The organism is Promicromonospora sp. NPDC110617 (genome assembly GCF_055598465.1).
The window spans coordinates 945150-965005 of record NZ_JBVKBM010000001.1; the positions used below are offsets into that span (position 1 = coordinate 945150).

Here is a 19856-nt window from a genome sequence, read left to right on the forward strand (position 1 = left end):
CCGTGCGCCTCTCCAGGGCTCGTGGTATGGCAAGATCAGGCATCGAACACAAAGGGTAGTGGCGCAATTGGTAGCGCAGCGGTCTCCAAAACCGCAGGTTGCAGGTTCGAGTCCTGTCTACCCTGCCAGCGTGAACCCCAGCGGGGCCGCGCGCAGCGGGCCCACGTGAGTGGACCTGGAACGGCAGTCCGCGCCGCCCGGCGCGCCGGGCCACAGGAGTGGGGTAGCAGTGAGCGACACCGAGGTGATCCAGAGCGCCGCGGAGCGTCCGAGCAAGGGCGGCGGCAACATCTTCGCCCGAATCGCGCTCTTCGTGCGCCAGGTGGTGGCCGAGCTCAAGAAGGTCGTCTCGCCGACGCGCTCCGAGCTCTTCACCTACACGACCGTCGTGCTCGTCTTCCTGGTCGTCGTCATGATCTTCGTGGTGGCCCTGGACTACGCCTTCGGCATGCTCGCGGGCTGGGTCTTCGGCTGATCCCTCCCTCGCGGATCCGGCGGCTGACGCCGCCGTCGCCCGGTCCCGGAAGCGGGTCCGTGTCGGTCCGGGTGCGCCGGACGAGCTCATGGGGCACGCTGCGCAGTACTTCGCTGTGATGGTTCTCGCCCGTCGCTGATTGTCCCTTCGCGGTACTTTCGCGCGACAATGGCCGGACACAGCTCGTAGAAGTACGCACATCCGTGCCGGGCGCAGCCCCGGCGCACGAAGAGAAAGCAGGTTCGTTCGTGTCCCAGGACTCTCTGGACCAGACGGAGAACGTCTCGCCGGCCGACGGCGACGAGACGGCCGTCGACGCGCCCCTGGACGCCGAGAACGCTGACGTGCCTGCGGACGCCGAGACCCCGGCCGAGACCGACGTCGAGCCCGCGGACGAGGGCGACGCCGACGACGAGCGCCCCGCTGACGCCGACGGCGACGTCATCGTGGACGAGGTCGAGGAGTTCAAGCGAACTCTCCGCAGCCAGCTGGGTGACTGGTACGTCATCCACTCGTACGCCGGGTACGAGAAGCGCGTGAAGACCAACCTCGAGAACCGCATCCAGAGCCTGAACATGGAGGACTACATCTTCCAGGTCGAGGTTCCGATGGAAGAGGTCGCCGAGATCAAGAACGCGCAGAAGAAGATCGTGAGCCGGGTCCGCATCCCGGGCTACGTCCTCGTGCGCATGGACCTGACCGACGAGTCGTGGGGCGCCGTGCGGCACACGCCGGGTGTCACGGGCTTCGTCGGGCACACGCACCAGCCGGTGCCGCTGAGCTTCGACGAGATCTACTCGATGCTCGCGCCGTCGATGCTGCCGCAGCCCGCCCAGGTCGGCCAGCAGGCCGCCGGTGGTGGCACGGTGACCAGCAGCGGCAAGGCGCCGGTCCACGTGGACTTCGAGGTCGGCGAGTCGGTGACCGTGACCGACGGTCCGTTCGACACGCTGCCCGCCTCGATCTCCGAGATCAACGTCGAGGCCCAGAAGCTCAAGGTCCTCGTCTCCATCTTCGGCCGGGAGACCCCGGTCGAGCTGGGGTTCAACCAGGTCGCCAAGATCTGATTCGTCCGTACCCCAGCATTGCAACCGGGTCATCGCCCACGGCGTAGGCCCAGCCAACAGAAGGTAGTGAACGCATGCCCCCGAAGAAGAAGGTCTCCGGCCTCATCAAGCTGCAGATCCAGGCCGGCGCCGCGACGCCGGCTCCGCCGATCGGCCCCGCGCTGGGTCAGCACGGCGTGAACATCATGGAGTTCTGCAAGGCGTACAACGCGGCGACCGAGTCGCAGCGTGGCAACGTCATCCCGGTCGAGATCACCGTGTACGAGGACCGCTCGTTCACCTTCATCACCAAGACCCCGCCGGCCGCCGAGCTCATCAAGAAGGCCGCCGGTGTGGCCAAGGGCTCCGCGACGCCGCACACGGTCAAGGTCGCGTCGATCACCAAGGACCAGGTCCGCGAGATCGCCACGACCAAGCTGCCCGACCTGAACGCGAACGACCTCGACGCCGCGTCGCTGATCATCGCGGGCACCGCCCGCTCCATGGGCATCACCGTTTCCGAGTGATCCCCCCGGGGCTTCCGCCCCGGACGAACCACCACCAGTGGCAGGGCCGCACGGTCCGCTACGACCACAAGGAGAGAAACATGGCAAAGCGCAGCAAGGCGTACCTCGCCGCCGCGGAGAAGATCGACAGCGAGAACCTGTACTCGCCGCTCGAGGCCATCCGCCTGGCCAAGGAGACCGCCACGGTCAAGTACGACGCCACCGTCGAGGTCGCGTTCCGGCTGAGCGTGGACCCGCGCAAGGCGGACCAGATGGTCCGCGGCACGGTCAACCTGCCGAACGGCACGGGTAAGACCGCCAAGGTCATCGTGTTCGCCAACGCAGCCAAGGCGGAGGAGGCCCGCGCGGCCGGTGCCGACGAGGTCGGTGGCGACGACCTGATCGAGAAGGTGGCCGCCGGCTACACCGACTTCGACGCGGCCGTTGCCACGCCGGACCTGATGGGCAAGGTCGGTCGCCTCGGTAAGGTGCTCGGTCCCCGTGGCCTCATGCCGAACCCGAAGACCGGCACCGTGACCATGGACGTCACCAAGGCCGTGTCCGACATCAAGGGCGGCAAGATCGAGTTCCGTGTCGACAAGCACGCGAACCTGCACTTCATCATCGGCAAGTCCTCCTTCTCGGAGGCTCAGCTGCTGGAGAACTACGTCGCCGCGCTCGACGAGGTCCTGCGCCTCAAGCCGTCGTCGTCGAAGGGTCGCTACATCAGCAAGGCGACCATGACCACGACGATGGGCCCCGGCATCCCGCTGGACCAGAGCAAGACCACCAAGCTCCTGGAGGAGCTCTCGGCCTGAGCCGAGCTCTCCTGAGCGCAAGAAGGCCCGCATCCCGCAAGGGGTGCGGGCCTTTTTGAATTTTCATCAGAACCCATGTATCGAACCCGGTCCTCGCACCTCTTGTCTGATGGGCGGCAGGAAGCCGACGTGAGCTGAGGAGAGGGGAGTGCCTGGTGGGCACCATTTTCCACCTCCCCGGATCCGCGAGCCCCGCCGTAGACTCGGTTGGTCCAAGTGCTCCACGTCCAGTAGGTGACGTGGAAACATCCGCCAGCAGAGAACCCCGTGGTGCAATGACAGGATCAAGGGAGGCCCTGCCCGACGTCGACGGGTCCGGTCTCACACTCGGCGATCGCGCAGCGATCGCGCTGACCGAGTACCGCGCCGGCAACCACCAGGCGCTCGGCGACCTGGTGCGCGAGGCGACGCCGCTGCTCTGGCACACCGTCCGCGCGCAGGGGGTCGACCGCGACGCCGCGGACGACGTCGTGCAGAGCACGTGGGTGGCGCTCGTGCGGCACGCCGAGACCATCGCCGAGCCGAAGGCCGTGCTGAAGTGGCTCCTGGTGACCGCGAAGCGGGCTGCCTGGGAGGCGGTGCGCAAGCACCGTGACGACGAGAAGCGCCGTACCGAGCTGCCGGACGACAGCCCCGAGCATCCGATGGCTCTCCCCGCCAACGATCCACCACCCGACGCCGAGGTGCTGCGCGACGAGCGCGACCGCATCCTCTGGACGTCGCTGCAGAAACTGCCCGGACGCTGCCAGGAGCTGCTGCGTCTGGTCTCGCTCGCCGACCGGCCGGACTACCGGTACATCTCGGCGGCGATCGGAATGCCGATGGGTTCCATCGGTTCGACTCGTGGCCGCTGCTTGGCGAAGCTGCGGACCATCCTCGATGAGCAAGGGGACTTCTCGTGGACCTGACGCCGGAACCCAACATGGACGACGAGGCCGTGGGGCGCCTCTCGTTCGACCCGAAGGGCGCGCTGGACGCCGAGGACGGGGCCGTGCTGACCCGCCTCGCCCGCGCGGTCGGCGCGGTGGACCCGGTGCCTGATGGCCTCGTCGAGCGCTCGTTGTTCGCGATCACGCTGGCCGGCCTCGAGGCCGAGCTCATGGAGGCCGTCTACCTCGACGCACCGCTCGCCGGCGTCCGCGGGGCCGCTCCGGCCGCCCGGGCCGACGACGCCGCGCCCGCCGAGGCGAAGACCATCACCTTCACGCACGATTCGCTGACGGTGATGATCACGCTGTCGCCGTCCGCGGGCGGCAGGGTCCGGATCGACGGCTGGGCCGCACCCGCGGCCGGGCTGAACGTGGAGCTGCACCGGCCGGGCGTCGACGTGGTCTCCACGGCGTCCGACGAGGACGGCCGGTTCTCTTTCGACTCGGTGGAACGCGGCCGCGCGAGCCTGGTCGTTCGCCGCGCCGACGGCGGCGGCGGTGCCGTGAGCACGCCGATCATCGAGCTGTGAACTGCTGAACCACCGAACTACCACCGTGTGTGATCCGGCCGAGGGGCGCGGCGGGGTCTGTCGAGCAATCGTTGTCAATGGAGAGGTATTGCTGTGAGCGAGCCCATTCCCGAGCCCGAGCTGCGCGTCCGTGATCACGCCGGAACATGGTGTCGAGTGCGGGATCTCGATCCCGCACGGGTGTCGTCCCGACGGCAAGGCCGGCTGATGCCGACACGCTACGTCTCGGACCGGCTGATCGTCCGGGCGGTGGACGATGTCGAGAGCGATGCCGTGGTGGGGATGGTTCGCGAACGAGCCGCGGCGCGAGGGCTGTCGCTCGAAGAGACGCTCTTCGAGGAGGCGGCATCGCGGGCCAGCGCGTCAACCTCGCCAGGTCTGGCGTTCCGCGTCTCGACGGGGGAGGAGGGCGCGGCCGAGCGCGACGTGTGGGACCTGCTGGACGAGGTGGCGGACGCGGTAGGCGACGACGACCGGCACCGGGTGTCGCTGGACCACATCCTGACGGGTCATGGGAAGTGGCAGGGACACGGACGGCCCATCGACCGTGAGCCCGCGGTCTTCCTGGGCCCCGCGCCACGACGCGCGCTCGCCGTCGGCGACTCACCGGTGACGGCCTCGGACGGCACGGTCCGTCCGGTGGTTGCCGTGCTCGACTCGGGGATCGGCGAGCACCCCTGGTTCGACGACTCCGGTTCGGTCGTGCTGCGCGGAGCCCAGCTCGACGGGGAACCGATCGGAACGGGTGCGGAGGACGAGCCGCTGTACGACGCCGAGGTCCGTGGCCGGCGTCGCGACGACACCGCCTACCTCGACTCCTACGCCGGCCACGGGACGTTCATCGCGGGAGTGGTGCACCAGGTGTGCCCCGACGCCACGATCATGCCCGTACGGATCTTCAGCGGCGACGGTCGGGTGCGGGAGTGGGATCTGGCACGGACCCTGGAGAAGCTCCTGGAATTCCACCTGCGGGGGGCGGCGGGGACCGACGGCTTCTGGCCGGTCGACGTCGTGGTGATCAGTGGCGGGTTCTACGCGGAACGGCCCGAGGACGACGAGGACTACGACGGTGTGCTCCGCGCCAGGCTGCGCGATCTGCGTCGGGAGGGTGTGCTCGTGGTGGTCTCCGCCGGCAACGACGGTTCGGGCCGACCGATGTTTCCCGCTGCCTGGGCCCCTCGGGTCCGTCGGACGCCCGACGGCGCCGTCCCGCTGCAGGAGGAGGACCTGCGGTCGGACTACACGCCGCTCCTTCCGGTCACGGGCTACAACCCGGACGGCACGCTGGCCGACTTCAGCAACGACGGTCCGTGGGTGATCGCGGCAAGGCCTGGAGCGCACGTGCTGAGCTCGATGCCCGTCACCTTCGACGGTGCCGAGCAGCCCTGGCAGAGTGGTGACGGGCTGCGTCGGACGGTCGATCCCGACAACTTCAGCAGCGGTTTCGGCCTGTGGAGCGGCACGTCCTTCGCCGCACCCGTCCTGGCAGGGGAGCTTGCCGCGGCGATCCTGGCGGGTCGGCTTCCGGGTGCTGACGGCACACCCACCGCCTTCACCTCGCGCGTCGCGGCAGCCTGGGACGCGGTGACGAGAGTCGGTGACCTCTACCGGGCGATTCCTGCGCCACCTGACGGTTTGCTGAGTAGCGTGGCGCCATATGAACAGGATGGACTGGGATGAGCTCGAGCGGCGGTACACCGGCGCTCGGACTCTCAACGACCAATACAAGCCGGTCGACGCACTAGCCGCCTTTCGAGCTCTGGTCGCGGACCTCGCCAGGTCGGACGCCCGAACGGAGGACGAGGTCGAGCGACGCGCGAGGCTCATGGTGCGTTCACACCTGGGCCTCGCGCTGGCGACGTACGAGTTCTCGATGGACATCGACGCCACGACGACGGCGCTGGACCTCGCCGAGGCCGAGGCCGAGGTCGCGCCGAAGTCGCTCCGGCGCGGGCTCGTCGGGCTGGTCTCCGGTCAGCGGGGCGTCATCCTGCTCAGGAGCGGGCAGTTCGCCGCGAGCCTCGCCCCGATCTCCGCCTCACTGGCCGCGCACGACCCGGACGACCTGCGCAGTCGTGCGATCGATCACCTCAACCGAGGCTTCGCACTGATGCAGGTCGGGCGTATCGCTGAGGCGCTGAAGGACCACGAGTCGGCGCACCGGTATGCCGAGGAGGATGGCAATACCCGTACCCAGTCGTTCGCGCTGCACAACATCGGGTACGTCCGCCACCTGATGGGCGACCTTCCAGGCGCCCTGCTGGCGATGGAGAAGGCACTCGCGGTACTTCCCGACGAGAGCACCGCGATCGACATGCTCGGTCGCGCAGAGGCTCTCTTCGAGGGAGGCCTGGTGGTCGCCGCGGAGGAGCTGCTCACCGAGGCGATCCCGCAACTGAAGGCATCGCGGCTTCGGCCGGAGCTTGCCGAGGCCGAGTACTACCGCGCACGGTGTCTCCTGATCCTGGAGCGGTTCGGTGATGCCGCCACCCTCGCTGCAAGGGCGCGCCGTCACTTCGAGCACATCGGTCACGACGCTCGCGCCGCTCTCGCGCGCGTCCTTGAGCTCGAGGCCGCCTTCGAGCCGGCGCGCAGGAGCCACGCCGGGCCTCGGGCACAGGCCTCGGCCCGCCGGCGGGCGGCCCAGGCGCTCGATGCTGCCCGTGCGGGCGATCTGGCCGGCCCGGTCCTGGGCCAGCACCCAGGCCATGCGGCGCGCCTGGTCGCGGCGCAGTGGTTCCTGCGGGCTGATGACCCCGACAGCGCCCGTGCGACGCTCGCGGAACTGCCTCGTGGCTTCACGACCTCCCCGCTGACCATGCGGGTCCATCACTACACCGCGCGGGCGGAGCTCGCGTTCGCGACGGGAGACCGTGCCAAGGGCCTGCGTGCGGTACGAGCAGGCCTGGGCCTGCTCGCAGACCACCGCAGCCGACTCGGCTCCGTCGAGTCCGTCACCGCCGCCGCGGCGCACGGTGTCGACCTGACGCGTGTCGACGTCGAGGCGGCCGCGCGCACGGGACGACCCTCCGCCCTTTTCGACGCGCTGGAGCGGGGCCGCTCGACGTTCGCGGGGACGGGGCGGGTCACCCCGTCGGACGACCCGGAGATCGCCGCACTGCTCACCGAGGCTCGGGGGCTGCTGGCCAAGGCTCGCGAGCTCGCCATGACCGAGAGCAAGGAGCGTGAACGCCTCACGCGGCGTGCAAGCCGCATCCAGGAGGAAGTCCGGGAGCGCTCATGGCGCCACGCGGGCAACGCCGGCGCCGTCCAGCATCCGGCGACAGTCAGTGAGGTTCGTCGGGTCCTGGCCGGCCGGGACAAGGAGACCGACGTCGTCGCCAGCTTCCTCGTCATCGACGACGTGCTGCGCTGCGTCCGCGTCGACGCCGGCGGCGTCACCACCGTCGACATCGGCCCGGCCGACGACGTGATCGAGCGGGTCCGCCGTCTCTCCGCCGACTTCGCGATGGCCGCCAACGACCTGATCCCGGCACCCCTGCGCGCCGCGGCGACGGCCTCGCTGGCGCGCAACCTCAAGGCCCTCGACACCGTCCTGCTCGCTCCGCTCCACGCCGACGGCGACCTTTACGTGGTCGCCCGGGAGCCACTGCTGAGCGTGCCGTGGGCCGCCCTCCCGTCCCGCGGCGGCCTCCGCACCTCCGTCAACTCGTACGTCGCGCGCGGCCGCACGCATGCTCGGCCCACCGGCGAGCGCAAGCTGCTCGCCGCGGCCGGCCCGGGCGTCCGGCACGGCGCGGCCGAGGCCCGCGCCGTCGGCGAGCACTGGCCCGGCGCGACCGTGCTGACCGGCAAGGACGCCGTCACCGAGCAGGTCCGTACCGCTCTCGCCACCCACGACGTCGTGCACCTGGCCACCCACGGCCAGCACGACGCCGACAACCCGCTCTTCGCGAGCATCGACCTCGCCGACGGCCCGTTGTTCGCCCACGAGCTCGACGGCACACCGCTACCCGGCTCCGTGGTCATCCTGTCGTCGTGCGAGGTGGGCGGTTCGACCCAGGTGCTCGGCGGCGAGCTCCTGGGGCTCACGTCGGTGCTCCTGCGCCTGGGCGCCCGTGCCGTGATCGCATCCGTGGCCAAGCTCTCCGACGAACTAGCCGCCCGGGTCATGCCCCGACTGCACGCCCACCTGCGCGATACCGACGACCCGGAGGCGGCGCTCGCGGCCGCGCTCCGCGACGTCGCCGAGCCGGTGCCACTCGTCTGCTTCAGCTCGGTCGAGGGCTTGTGAATCGTTGACCGCGGTTAGTGCTTGCGCTACCGTCCCTGACATCCAGTATGTCTCGTTCTGAACCCCCATCTAGGGGTTCGTGGCGAAGGGAGAAATTATGCGCAAGAACAAGGGTGGTTTCGGTCGAATCAACCTCGGCTACACCCGTCGGAACAACGGCGGATTCTGACGCTACGGACGGGGCATGGCGCTCGAGGAGTGCCATGCCCCGTCTGCCCGCTGCATCATGACGATTTAGTGCAGTGCTGCAACAAAGCAAACTCGAACGGGCAACAAAAATGTCGGAACTGAGAGAAACTGTAATCGTTCGACCGCTGGTCGACCTTGACATCCCGCAAGTGGACGACCTGGAGACCGCCGTATTCGGCGAGGACCGGTGGTCGCTCGAAATGATCAACGCAACGATCGATCATCCTGACACGCGTCTCTTCGTCGCTGAAGTGGGGGCCAGTGGCCACGCGAGATTTGCTGGCTACTGCGCGCTGTATGTGAATGGGGCCGAAATCGACGTGACTACGATCGGTGTGAAGGAACGGTTCCGGCGCATCGGCGTTGGCCGTGCAATGATGAATCGACTGCTCGATGAGGCGCGGATTCTTGGTGTGTCGGCAGCGCGCCTCAATCTGCGGACGGATAACGACGGTGCCAAGAAGCTGTATGAATCTCTCGGTTTCAGGACAGTGGGCGTCGTGAAGGGCTACTACGATTCCGATGGATCCGACGCGGAGACTATGGTCCTCGACCTCTGAGATGCGCGCAGGAGCCTGCACCTTTGGCGCTTGAGCGTGCGAAATTCGCGTCCGTCATGGATGCAAGACGGCATATTTTCGGGACCTTCGCCACCGGCGCGCGGCTGACATGCTCGGGGTGTTGCCAGGGTTGTTCTGTTCGTTGACCGCGTGGGCTTTGGTCGGTAACGTCGGGTTCGTCCGGTAAGTGAACGTGAGACCCAATGCCTTTGAGGAGTGCCATGCGTGACAACAAGCGTCGCAACAAGCCCGGCGTCTGATGGTGTCGGAGATCGCGTCAAGTACGACTCAGCCGACTCATTGCGAGAGGAGCACCATGCGCGACAGCAAGCGTCGAGCCAAGCCCGGAGTCTGAATGCAGTTCTGAACAGTTCGCACGTTCACCGCAGGACTCCCTGAGTCCGGTGTCGGTTGGTGTGGACTACCAGGAACTGCCCTGCTGCCGCCTGGCGGTCTGCCGGGGAGTAGCACCGGCCGGAGCACCATCGTGCTCCGGCCGGAACACGAGTGCCTCCGTTGCCGCGGGAGGCCATGGCCCTAGAAACATGGCGCTATGTCTTGAGGGCCCGTCTGTTATGTGCAGTGGCCAGCTCGGCGGCAACTCTGTATTCACCGGAACGGATCTGGAATTTGACGGACACCGACGAAAAGACGATTGTTCGGCCATTTGTGCCATCCGACCTGGAGATGGTCATCCAGTTCGACGAGCAGGTCTTCGGCGAGGACGCGTGGCCGCGTGGCTGGTTTGACGAGATCGTTGCCGACCCGAACGTCACCTTTTTCGTGGCTGAGATTGAGGCCGCGGGTGAAACTCGGTTTGCAGGATACTGCGCGTTGCATGTCAGGGAAAACAACGGCGAGGTCGCGACCATCGGTGTGGGTGAGGCCTTTCGGCGGCGTGGAATCGGTCGGGAGATGATGACCGTACTGGTCGACCTCGCACGCGCTTCTCGGCTGTCATCGATGAGCCTCAACCTGCGACCGGACAATGCGGAGGCTCGGAAGCTGTACGAGTCGTTCGGCTTCAGGACCTCTGGAGTTGAGCCGGGCTACTACGAGTCCGACGGTGCGGACGCGGAATTCATGACGCTGGAACTCTGATCCGGCTCACCTGTCCCTGGCCCAGTAAAGGAACTGCACGTGTCGACTGAAGCTGTTGAGCCGGTTGAGGTGGAAAGAGTCTCGCCTCCGTTCAAGCGTGACCGACTCGCTCACCTGTGGATCGTGACCCGGGCGATGTCCGGCTTCACGGACACGATCTGGGGCATCGGCCTTGCGTGGACGGCGGTTCAGGTCGGGAGCCCGGCCGCAGCAGGTGTCGTCGTAGCTGCGGGAACGGTGCCACGTGCATTGCTGGTCTTGTTCGGCGGTGCCTTCGCCGACCGCTTTGACATACGCCAGGTACTGATCTGGTCGAACGTGGGCCATGTGGCTGCGCTGGTAGCCGTGGTGGTGGCCGCAACGGCAACTGAGCCGTCTTACCCGCTGCTGATCGCTGCCGCGGCATTCCTCGGTGCATGCGATGCGATGTACGAACCCGCCGCATCGACGATCGCGCGTCAGATCATCCACCCTTCTGATCTGCCCGCCTATGTAGGCGTGTACCAGACGGTAGGGCGCCTCGGGGAACTGTTCGGCTCGGCAGCCGGCGGAGTGGTTGTCGCGTACTGGTCAATCCAAGGTACTGCGACGCTCAACGCCGTGGCTTTCGCCGGCGTCTTGCTGGTCGTCATCTTCGGCCTGAAGCTCCGGTATCCGATCGAGAGGTCCACTGAGCCGGGATCGATCTTTCGAGACGTCCTTGAGGGTTTCAAGCACCTGAGGGGCGCTCCTGTGACCAGGACACTAGTGCTGTCACAGATGTTGCTCAACGTCTTCATCGTTCCGCCGCTCGGCCTCGGCATCGCTCTGCGAACCAAGGAGCTCGGCTTGGGCGCGGAGGTCGTGGGCTATGTCGGGGTGGCGGTCGGCGTCGGTGCAACGCTTGGAGCGCTACTCTCAATCCGATTCAAGTCGCAGTACCCCGCAAGGCTCGCCTACACGCTCTTCGCGATCGAGGGCCTGGCGATCGCTCTGCTCGGCCTCGGCGGGGCTGAGACCCTGTACGCCGGTGCAGTGATCATGGGTCTGTGCGCGGGCGCAGCGTCTGCGATGCTCGGTGCCGTGTTCATCGCACAGCTCAAGGGCGAGTACATGGGTCGCATGATGGCGCTGACCCAGGTTGGCGATGAGTGCCTGATACCGCTGGGGACGGTTGGATTCGGAGTGCTTGTTGGCGCGACTTCGGCAACGGTCGGACTCGCCGTCTTCGGCCTGGCAATGTTCGTGGCCATGGCTCTGCCGTTGCGAAATGCCAGTATTCGCCGGATCGCGGCCTCGTGAGTGCGGGTCTGAGGAAGACCACACAAGTCCGGGCCGGCTTCGGACACAGCGCACGGGAGGGCTTGAACTGGGCTTTTGCATGAGTCGGTGACATAAGGCCGCTCGCCCCGCTATCGTGTCCCGCCCGGCGCCCCCGTGGGCCCCGATGAGGCGGAGGGGGCAGGTATGTGGCCGGAACTGGAGGCGGAGCTGCTGGCCGCGCGGGAGCTCAACTCCCGGTCGCGGCCGGGGGACGCCCTGCTGCGGTTCCGGGACGTACTCGACCGGCTCCGGGTCGTGGACCTCGGGGAACTCGGCCCCACGGACCGTGAGCGCTGGGCCGAGGGCATGGTTCGTTCCCTGGCGGGGGAGGCCGTCGCCGTTCACGCCGTCGAGGACACGCTGGACAAGCCCCTCGCCCTCCTCGGCGACGCCGACGCCCGCGCAGACGCGGCCCCACCGCGGATCCGCCGGCGGCTCGCCGCCGTCGTCGACGGGAACCGCGGCCTGCTGCTCCAGCGCTCCGGCCGGCTCATCGACGCCGTGGCGGCCTTCGACCGGGTGCTCGCCGTCGCGGACCAGCTGTCGCAGCGCGACTACGCCACCGCGCTGCTCAACCGGGGTGCGGCCGCCATCGAGCTCGGCCGGCTGGACGCGGCGCTCGCCGACTTCGATGCCTGCCACGAGGCCGCAGGGCTGGCCGACCTGCCCGGTATCGCCTCCCTCGCCCTGCACAACACCGGATTCGTGCGGTACGCGCTCGGCGACCTGCCGGGCGCGCTGCAGGCCATGGCCGCCGCCCGCGCGGTCGACCCGGAACGCGCCGACGGCGTGCTCGACATCGGCCGCGGCGCCGTCCTCTACGAGGCGGGGCTGCTGGAGGACGCGGAGCAGGTCCTCACCCAGGCGATCTCCCGCATGGTGGTCCCGGGCCGCGCGCACCATCGCGCCGAGGCCGAGTACTTCCGGGCGCGCTGCCTCATGGCGCTGCACCGCTGGGAGGAGGCGCAGACGGCGGCGGCCTTCGCCCGGCGCTACTACGCCGGCGTCGGGCACCCGCAGCGGGCCGCCGTCGCGCGCGTCGCCGAGCTGGAGGCGATCCTCCTGCCGATCCGCCGCGGCGAGGCACCCGTCCCCGACGACGCCCGGCGCCGTGCCGAGCAGGCCATCGAGGCCGCCGAGGCGGGCGACGAGGTGGACCCCCTGCTCGGCCAGCGTCCTGGCCTGACCGCGCGGTTCGTCGCCGCACACTGGTACCTCCTGGCCGACGACGTCGCCGCCGCGCGCACCGTCCTCGACAACCTGCCCGCCGGCATGGCCGACGCCCCGCTGTCCACGCGGATCCAGCGGCAGACCGTCCTCGCGCAGCTCGCGTTCGCGTCGGGCGACCGGACCGCAGGCATCGCGGCCGTGCGCACAGGCCTCGAGCTGCTCGCGGACCATCGCGTGGGTCTCGGCTCGGTCGAGTCCGTCACCGCGGCCGCGGCGCACGGTGTGGACCTGCAGCGGACCGACGTCGACGCCGCGCTGCGGACCGGCAGGCCGGACTGGCTCTTCGAGGCGCTCGAACGCGGCCGGACCACGTTCGCCGGGATGGGCGGCACCGTCGCACCGGACGAGCCCGCGGTCGGTGCGCTCGTCACCGAGGCCCGCGGGCTCGTCGTCCGGGCCCGCACGCTCACCGACCGGGACAGCGCGACCGAGCGCGCCCAGCTCTTCGAGCGGTCACGCAGGCTGCTGGCGACGGCGCGCGAACGCGCCTGGCACCGCACCGGCGCCGAGGACGACGTGGCCGAGGACCGCCCGGCCACCACCGCCGAGGTCCGCGAGCTGCTCGCCGCCCGCGACGACGGCGCCGTCGTCGCCAACTACCTGGTGCTCGACGGCGTGCTGCGCTGCGTCCGGGTCGACGCGCACGGTGCCCGCACCGTCGTCCTCGGACCGCTCGCCGAGGTCACCGAACGGGCGCTGCGCGTCCGCGCCGACTTCGGCGCCTGCGCCAACGAGCACGTGCCCCCGGCACTGCGCGACGCCGCCCGCCGCTCCCTGCGGCGCAACCTCGACGCGCTCGACCGGCTCCTGGCCGTGCCGATGCGGGCGGACGGCCCGCTGTACGTCGTCGGCAGGGAGCCCCTGCTCAGCGTGCCCTGGACGGCACTCCCGTCCCGGCGCGGCCGCCGCACGACCGTCCGCTCCTACATGGCGCGCGGTCGCGCGCACCCCCGCCCGGGAGGCAGGCACCGGCTGCTGGCCGCGTACGGTCCCGGCGTCACCCTCGGGGCGAGCGAGGTGCAGGCCGTCGGCGCCGTCTGGCCGGGAGCAACTGTCCTCACCGGCGCCGCCGCGACGACGGCGGCGGTGCGGGCCGTGCTCGCCACCCACGACATCGTGCACCTGGCCACCCACGGCAGGCACGACGCCGACAACCCGCTCTTCGCCTTCGTCGACCTCGCCGACGGGCCACTGTTCGCCCACGAGCTCGACGGCACACGGCTCCCCGGATCCGTGCTCGTGCTCTCGGCCTGCGAGGTCGGCGGCTCGTCCCAGGTGGTGGGCGGCGAGGTGCTCGGCCTGTCGTCCGTGCTCCTGCGGCTCGGCGCCCGCGCGGTCGTCGCCGCCGTCGCCCCGCTGTCGGACGCCGTCGCCGCACGCGTCATGCCCCGGTTCCACGCCCACCTGCGCGCCACGGACGACCCCGAGGCCGCGCTCACCGCGGCACTCGCGGACGAGCCCGAGCCGGTGCCGCTGGTGTGCTTCGCATCCCTGGAGGGCCTGGGCCGGTGACGCGGGGGAGTGGCGCTCGGGGCCCGCGGGCGGCGGCGCGGGCGGCGTCGTCCGCCGTGTGGCGCAGGCCACCGCTCGCCGCGTACGGCCCAATGCGCGAAGCCATGTATAGTTCTCGGGTAACCCAAGACCGCCGGTCGTCCGACGCTGCCCGCTCGCAAGAGCATCTCGCTTGAAAGAGCAGGGCGGAAGAAGACCGAAGTCCCGCTGAGAGCGGGGGCCTGCGCAGGTGACGAACTCGAGTGCGGTCCTGCCGCGCGAACCGAGCCCCGTGCATCTGCGCCGGGGCTCTTTTTCTCGTTCCGGGGCAACGCCCGGGGCGCACGCCCCAGGGGACGGCGGTACCACCACCGGAAGGATTGCCATGGCGAGGCCGGACAAGGCAGCCGCTGTCGCAGAGCTCGCGGACAAGTTCCGCGACTCCAACGCGGCCGTGCTGACCGAGTACCGCGGGCTCACCGTCGCGCAGCTCAAGGAGCTGCGTCGGTCGCTCAGCGGCAACGCAACCTACGCCGTGGTGAAGAACACGCTGACGGGGATCGCGGCCAAGGAGGCCGGTGTCGAGGGTCTCGACGCCGACCTGAAGGGCCCCTCCGCCATCGCATTCGTGACCGGGGACCCGGTCGAGGCTGCGAAGGGTCTGCGTGACTTCGCCAAGGCGAACCCTGCTCTGGTCATCAAGGGCGGCGTGCTCGACGGCGCCGCGATGTCCGCTGCAGAGATCACGAAGCTCGCGGACCTCGAGTCCCGCGAGGTTCTGCTGGCCAAGGTGGCCGGCGGTCTGAAGGCCACGCTGACGCGTGCCGCTTACGCCTTCACCGCCAAGCCCGCCCAGGTCGCCCGTGCCATCGATGCCCTGCGTCAGAAGCAGGAATCGGAGGGTGCTGCCGCCTGATCAGGTGGCAGTGCCAGTTCACACCCCCCTGCTTCTCGCGGACCGGAACCGGTCCGCGAAGCGCCAACTGAAAGGAACGCCATCATGGCGAAGCTCTCCACCGACGAGCTCCTGTCCGCCTTCGAGGAGCTCACGCTCATCGAGCTCTCCGACTTCGTGAAGGCCTTCGAGGAGAAGTTCGACGTCACCGCCGCTGCTCCGGTCGCCGCTGTCGCTGCCGGCCCCGTGGGTGGCGCGCCGGCCGAGGCCGCTGAGGAGAAGTCGGAGTTCGACGTCATCCTCGAGGCTGCCGGCGACAAGAAGATCCAGGTCATCAAGGAGGTGCGCGCGCTCACGTCCCTCGGCCTGAAGGAGGCCAAGGACCTGGTCGACGGCGCGCCGAAGCCGGTTCTCGAGGGCGCCGACAAGGACGCCGCCGAGAAGGCGAAGGCTGCCCTGGAGGGCGCCGGCGCCACCGTCACCCTCAAGTGACCTCAGGCATCACCGCCCTCGGGCTGGTGTGACGGCGGCCCGGGCTCGTCCCGGGCGCCGTCCGCCGAAGAACGCAGAGGCCCGCACCCCTCGGGGTGCGGGCCTCTCGCGTGCTCCGGATCCGTCCGGCGAGGTCACGCGGGGATCGAGGTCACGCAGGAATATCACCCGCTGTCGACCCGTTGAACCGACCGAGCGCCGCCTCGTCCAGCCGCCACGCCGCGGCAGTGCGGATACGCAACGATTCGAGGATTCCCACAGTCTCGACGTGCAGGACCTAGGGCGACTGGACATACTAGAACCAGATAGGTATGCTAGCGCTTTGCGCCCGCGTGTGCCCTCGACGCCTCCCCCTGCTTCCCGAAAGTCCTGGTCGCATCCCCGCTCAGGGGATGCCCACCGGTGACCGGTGAATCCGGCAGAGCATCCTGCAGCACCGCAGAGCGTACAGCGTTCACCCGAACTGCAGGGAAGGACCCCTCTTGGCTGCCTCGCGCACCCCTTCAGCTCCGTCCGCCGAAGCCATTGCGAACCGTACCGCTTCCCGTCGCGTTTCCTTCGCAAAGATCTATGAGCCACTCGAGGTCCCCGACCTGCTTGGCCTGCAGACCGAGAGCTTCGACTGGCTTCTTGGTAACCCAGCCTGGCAGGGCAGGGTAGAAACTGCCAAGGCGGCTGGTCGTAATGATGTCCCGGAAACCTCCGGACTGGAAGAGATCTTCGAGGAGATCTCCCCGATCGAGGACTTCGGCTCCTCGATGTCCCTCTCCTTCTCGAACCACCGCTTCGAGCCGCCGAAGTACACGGCGGACGAGTGCAAGGAGAAGGACTTCACCTACGCGGCCCCGCTGTTCGTCACCGCGGAGTTCGTCAACTACACCACCGGTGAGATCAAGAGCCAGACGGTCTTCATGGGCGACTTCCCGCTCATGACCGCGCGCGGCACCTTCATCATCAACGGCACCGAGCGCGTCGTCGTGTCGCAGCTGGTGCGTTCCCCGGGCGTGTACTTCGAGCGCACCCCGGACAAGACCAGCGACAAGGACGTCTTCTCCGCGAAGATCATCCCCTCGCGTGGTGCGTGGCTCGAGTTCGAGATCGACAAGCGCGACGCCGTCGGCGTCCGCGTCGACCGCAAGCGCAAGCAGTCCGTCACGGTGCTGCTCAAGGCCCTCGGCATGACCGAGTCGGAGATCCGCGAGCAGTTCGCCGAGTTCCCGTCCGTGCTCGACACGCTCGAGAAGGACCACGTCCACACCGAGGACGAGGCCCTGGTCGACCTGTACCGCAAGATCCGCCCGGGTGAGCCGCCGACGGTCGAGGCCGGTCGCGCGCTGCTGGAGAACTTCTACTTCAACCCGAAGCGCTACGACCTCGCCAAGGTCGGCCGCTACAAGGCGAACAAGAAGCTCGGTGTCGACGCGGAGCTCGCCGATTCCACGCTGTCGCTGACCGACGTGGTCCACACGATCAAGTACCTGGCGTCGCTGCACGCGGACAAGACCACCATGGACGGCGTCCGCAACGGCCAGCCCGTCGAGGTGCGCGTCGAGACCGACGACATCGACCACTTCGGCAACCGCCGTATCCGCGCCGTGGGTGAGCTCATCCAGAACCAGGTGCGCACGGGTCTGTCCCGCATGGAGCGCGTCGTTCGCGAGCGCATGACCACGCAGGACGTCGAGGCCATCACGCCGCAGACGCTGATCAACATCCGTCCGGTCGTCGCGTCGATCCGTGAGTTCTTCGGCACGTCGCAGCTGTCGCAGTTCATGGACCAGAACAACCCGCTGGCCGGTCTGACGCACAAGCGTCGTCTGAACGCGCTCGGCCCGGGTGGTCTGTCGCGCGACCGCGCCGGCATGGAGGTCCGTGACGTCCACCCGTCGCACTACGGTCGCATGTGCCCGATCGAGACCCCTGAGGGTCCGAACATCGGTCTGATCGGCTCGCTCGCGTCGTTCGGTCGCATCAACCCGTTCGGCTTCATCGAGACGCCGTACCGCCGGGTCGAGAACGGCAAGGTCACCGACAACATCGACTACCTCACGGCCGATGACGAGGACCGCTACATCATCGCGCAGGCCAACACGCCGCTGCTCGAGGACGGCACGTTCGTCCTCGACCGCGTCCTGGTCCGCACGAAGGGTGGCGAGACCAACGACATCCCGGGCGCCGAGGTCGACTACATGGACATCTCGCCGCGCCAGATGGTGTCGGTCGCGACGGCCCTGATCCCGTTCCTCGAGCACGACGACGCCAACCGCGCCCTCATGGGTGCGAACATGCAGCGTCAGGCCGTGCCGCTGGTGCGGTCCGAGGCCCCCGTGGTCGGTACCGGCATGGAGCGCCGTGCGGCGGTCGACGCCGGCGACGTCATCGTGGCGACCAAGCCCGGTGTGGTCACCGAGGTCTCGGCCGACCTGGTGCTCGTGGCGAACGACGACGGCACGACGGGCTCGTACCGCGTGCACAAGTTCGTGCGCTCCAACCAGGGCACGAGCTACAACCAGCGCGTGCTGGTCGACGAGGGTGCACGGGTCGAGGTCGGCTCCGTGCTCGCGGACGGCCCGGCGACGGACGAGGGCGAGCTCGCGCTCGGCCGCAACCTGCTGGTCGCGTTCATGTCGTGGGAGGGCCACAACTACGAGGACGCGATCATCCTGTCGCAGCGCCTCGTGGAGGACGACGTCCTCTCCTCGATCCACATCGAGGAGCACGAGGTCGACGCCCGTGACACCAAGCTGGGCCCCGAGGAGATCACGCGGGACATCCCCAACGTCTCGGAGGAGGTCCTCGCGGACCTCGACGAGCGCGGCGTGATCCGCATCGGTGCCGAGGTCGGCGCCGGCGACATCCTGGTCGGCAAGGTCACCCCCAAGGGTGAGACCGAGCTGACCCCGGAGGAGCGCCTGCTCCGCGCGATCTTCGGTGAGAAGGCGCGCGAGGTGCGCGACACCTCGCTCAAGGTGCCCCACGGCGAGCAGGGCACGGTCATCGCGGTGCGCGAGTTCAACCGGGAGGACGGCGACGAGCTGCCCGCCGGCGTGAACCAGCTGGTGCGCGTCTACATCGCGCAGCGCCGCAAGATCACGGTCGGTGACAAGCTGGCCGGCCGCCACGGCAACAAGGGCGTCATCTCGAAGATCCTCCCGCAGGAGGACATGCCGTTCCTCGAGGACGGCACGCCGGTCGACGTCATCCTGAACCCGCTGGGTGTGCCGGGCCGCATGAACGTGGGCCAGGTGCTGGAGACCCACCTCGGGTGGATCGCCAAGCAGGGCTGGGACGTCTCCCTCGCGGAGGACAAGGGCGGGGAGTGGCTGGAGAGCCTTCCCGAGGTCGCCCACAAGAGCGAGCCGAGCCGCCCCGTCGCCACCCCGGTGTTCGACGGCCTGGAGGAGGTCGCCCTGCGCGGTCTCTTCGGCGCGACCCTGCCGAACCGTGACGGTCAGCGCATGGTCAACCAGGACGGCAAGGCGCAGCTCTTCGACGGCCGCTCCGGCGAGCCGTTCCCGGAGCCCGTCTCCACCGGTTACATGTACATCCTGAAGCTGCACCACCTGGTCGACGACAAGATCCACGCGCGTTCGACCGGTCCGTACTCGATGATCACGCAGCAGCCGCTGGGTGGTAAGGCGCAGTTCGGTGGTCAGCGCTTCGGTGAGATGGAGGTCTGGGCTCTCGAGGCGTACGGCGCCGCGTACACGCTCCAGGAGCTGCTCACCATCAAGTCCGACGACGTCCCGGGCCGTGTCAAGGTCTACGAGGCGATCGTCAAGGGCGAGAACATCCCCGACTCGGGTATCCCGGAGTCCTTCAAGGTGCTTCTCAAGGAGATGCAGTCGCTGTGCCTGAACGTCGAGGTGCTCTCGAGCGACGGTGTCTCCATCGAGATGAAGGAGTCCGACGACGAGGTGTACCGCGCCGCTGAGGAGCTCGGCATCGACCTCTCGCGGCGGCCCAACGCCGCCTCCAGCGTCGACGAGATCTGATACCAGGCCGCGCCCGTGCACCGGGCGCGGACCTGGACACCC

General features: G+C 68.8%; 15 protein-coding genes and 1 tRNA gene. All 16 read left to right on the top strand.

Annotation, left to right across the window (positions count from 1 at the left end):
• The first annotated feature begins 52 nt into the window (after window positions 1-52).
• A tRNA-Trp gene (locus ACZ7LE_RS03985) sits at window positions 53-128 on the top strand.
• A gap of 101 nt (window positions 129-229) precedes the next feature.
• A complete protein-coding gene (gene secE, locus ACZ7LE_RS03990) occupies window positions 230-475 on the top strand; it encodes a preprotein translocase subunit SecE (RefSeq protein ID WP_377220036.1) in 246 nt (81 codons plus the stop codon).
• 248 nt (window positions 476-723) lie between these two features.
• Complete coding sequence (gene nusG, locus ACZ7LE_RS03995) at window positions 724-1542, top strand: transcription termination/antitermination protein NusG (protein ID WP_470402065.1); 819 nt, start codon at window positions 724-726, stop codon at window positions 1540-1542.
• Window positions 1543-1616: 74 nt separating this feature from the next.
• The gene (rplK, locus tag ACZ7LE_RS04000) at window positions 1617-2048 is read left to right on the top strand and encodes a 50S ribosomal protein L11 (protein ID WP_020016098.1); all 432 of its coding nucleotides are present in this window, start codon (window positions 1617-1619) and stop codon (window positions 2046-2048) included.
• Window positions 2049-2128: 80 nt separating this feature from the next.
• Window positions 2129-2845 carry a 50S ribosomal protein L1 gene (gene rplA, locus ACZ7LE_RS04005; RefSeq protein WP_470402066.1) on the top strand — a complete coding sequence of 239 codons (717 nt, stop codon included), beginning with the start codon at window positions 2129-2131 and terminating at the stop codon, window positions 2843-2845.
• Window positions 2846-3120: 275 nt separating this feature from the next.
• Entirely contained in the window at window positions 3121-3753 is a 633-nt protein-coding gene (locus ACZ7LE_RS04010; RefSeq protein WP_036964581.1) for an RNA polymerase sigma factor, read from the top strand.
• Window positions 3744-4304: a carboxypeptidase-like regulatory domain-containing protein gene (locus tag ACZ7LE_RS04015; RefSeq protein WP_470402067.1), complete on the top strand. Its 561-nt coding sequence runs from the start codon at window positions 3744-3746 to the stop codon at window positions 4302-4304. Before ACZ7LE_RS04010 ends, ACZ7LE_RS04015 begins: the two co-directional genes overlap by 10 nt.
• A 207-nt stretch (window positions 4305-4511) precedes the next feature.
• Window positions 4512-5984 (top strand): S8 family peptidase, encoded by a 1473-nt coding sequence (locus ACZ7LE_RS04020; protein WP_470402068.1) that lies wholly within the window; start codon window positions 4512-4514, stop codon window positions 5982-5984.
• A 145-nt stretch (window positions 5985-6129) separates the two neighbouring features.
• Complete coding sequence (locus ACZ7LE_RS04025; RefSeq protein ID WP_470402069.1) at window positions 6130-8559, top strand: CHAT domain-containing protein; 2430 nt, start codon at window positions 6130-6132, stop codon at window positions 8557-8559.
• A gap of 242 nt (window positions 8560-8801) precedes the next feature.
• Window positions 8802-9308, top strand: coding sequence for a GNAT family N-acetyltransferase (locus ACZ7LE_RS04030; protein ID WP_470402070.1), 507 nt, complete (start codon window positions 8802-8804; stop codon window positions 9306-9308).
• A gap of 630 nt (window positions 9309-9938) precedes the next feature.
• Window positions 9939-10409, top strand: a complete 471-nt coding sequence (locus ACZ7LE_RS04035; RefSeq protein WP_470402071.1) for a GNAT family N-acetyltransferase — start codon at window positions 9939-9941, stop codon at window positions 10407-10409.
• Between the two features lie 39 nt (window positions 10410-10448).
• Window positions 10449-11690, top strand: coding sequence for an MFS transporter (locus tag ACZ7LE_RS04040; RefSeq protein WP_470402072.1), 1242 nt, complete (start codon window positions 10449-10451; stop codon window positions 11688-11690).
• Between the two features lie 165 nt (window positions 11691-11855).
• Window positions 11856-14453, top strand: a complete 2598-nt coding sequence (locus ACZ7LE_RS04045) for a CHAT domain-containing protein (RefSeq protein ID WP_470402073.1) — start codon at window positions 11856-11858, stop codon at window positions 14451-14453.
• Window positions 14454-14817: 364 nt separating this feature from the next.
• Window positions 14818-15348, top strand: coding sequence for a 50S ribosomal protein L10 (gene rplJ, locus ACZ7LE_RS04050; protein ID WP_020016105.1), 531 nt, complete (start codon window positions 14818-14820; stop codon window positions 15346-15348).
• 84 nt (window positions 15349-15432) lie between these two features.
• Complete coding sequence (gene rplL, locus ACZ7LE_RS04055; protein ID WP_020016106.1) at window positions 15433-15819, top strand: 50S ribosomal protein L7/L12; 387 nt, start codon at window positions 15433-15435, stop codon at window positions 15817-15819.
• Window positions 15820-16301: 482 nt separating this feature from the next.
• Window positions 16302-19814, top strand: coding sequence for a DNA-directed RNA polymerase subunit beta (rpoB, locus tag ACZ7LE_RS04060; RefSeq protein ID WP_470402074.1), 3513 nt, complete (start codon window positions 16302-16304; stop codon window positions 19812-19814).
• The last annotated feature ends 42 nt before the right edge of the window (window positions 19815-19856 follow it).

What these genes read in the sequence shown, in the direction of transcription:
- ACZ7LE_RS04020 (WP_470402068.1), top strand. Translation starts at nt 4,512, where the DNA reads ATGCCGACACGCTACGTCTCGGACCGGCTGATCGTCCGGGCGGTGGAC.
- rplK (WP_020016098.1), top strand. Translation starts at nt 1,617, where the DNA reads ATGCCCCCGAAGAAGAAGGTCTCCGGCCTCATCAAGCTGCAGATCCAG.
- ACZ7LE_RS04010 (WP_036964581.1), top strand. Translation starts at nt 3,121, where the DNA reads ATGACAGGATCAAGGGAGGCCCTGCCCGACGTCGACGGGTCCGGTCTC.
- ACZ7LE_RS04025 (WP_470402069.1), top strand. Translation starts at nt 6,130, where the DNA reads ATGGTGCGTTCACACCTGGGCCTCGCGCTGGCGACGTACGAGTTCTCG.
- rplA (WP_470402066.1), top strand. Translation starts at nt 2,129, where the DNA reads ATGGCAAAGCGCAGCAAGGCGTACCTCGCCGCCGCGGAGAAGATCGAC.
- rplJ (WP_020016105.1), top strand. Translation starts at nt 14,818, where the DNA reads ATGGCGAGGCCGGACAAGGCAGCCGCTGTCGCAGAGCTCGCGGACAAG.
- rplL (WP_020016106.1), top strand. Translation starts at nt 15,433, where the DNA reads ATGGCGAAGCTCTCCACCGACGAGCTCCTGTCCGCCTTCGAGGAGCTC.
- ACZ7LE_RS04045 (WP_470402073.1), top strand. Translation starts at nt 11,856, where the DNA reads ATGTGGCCGGAACTGGAGGCGGAGCTGCTGGCCGCGCGGGAGCTCAAC.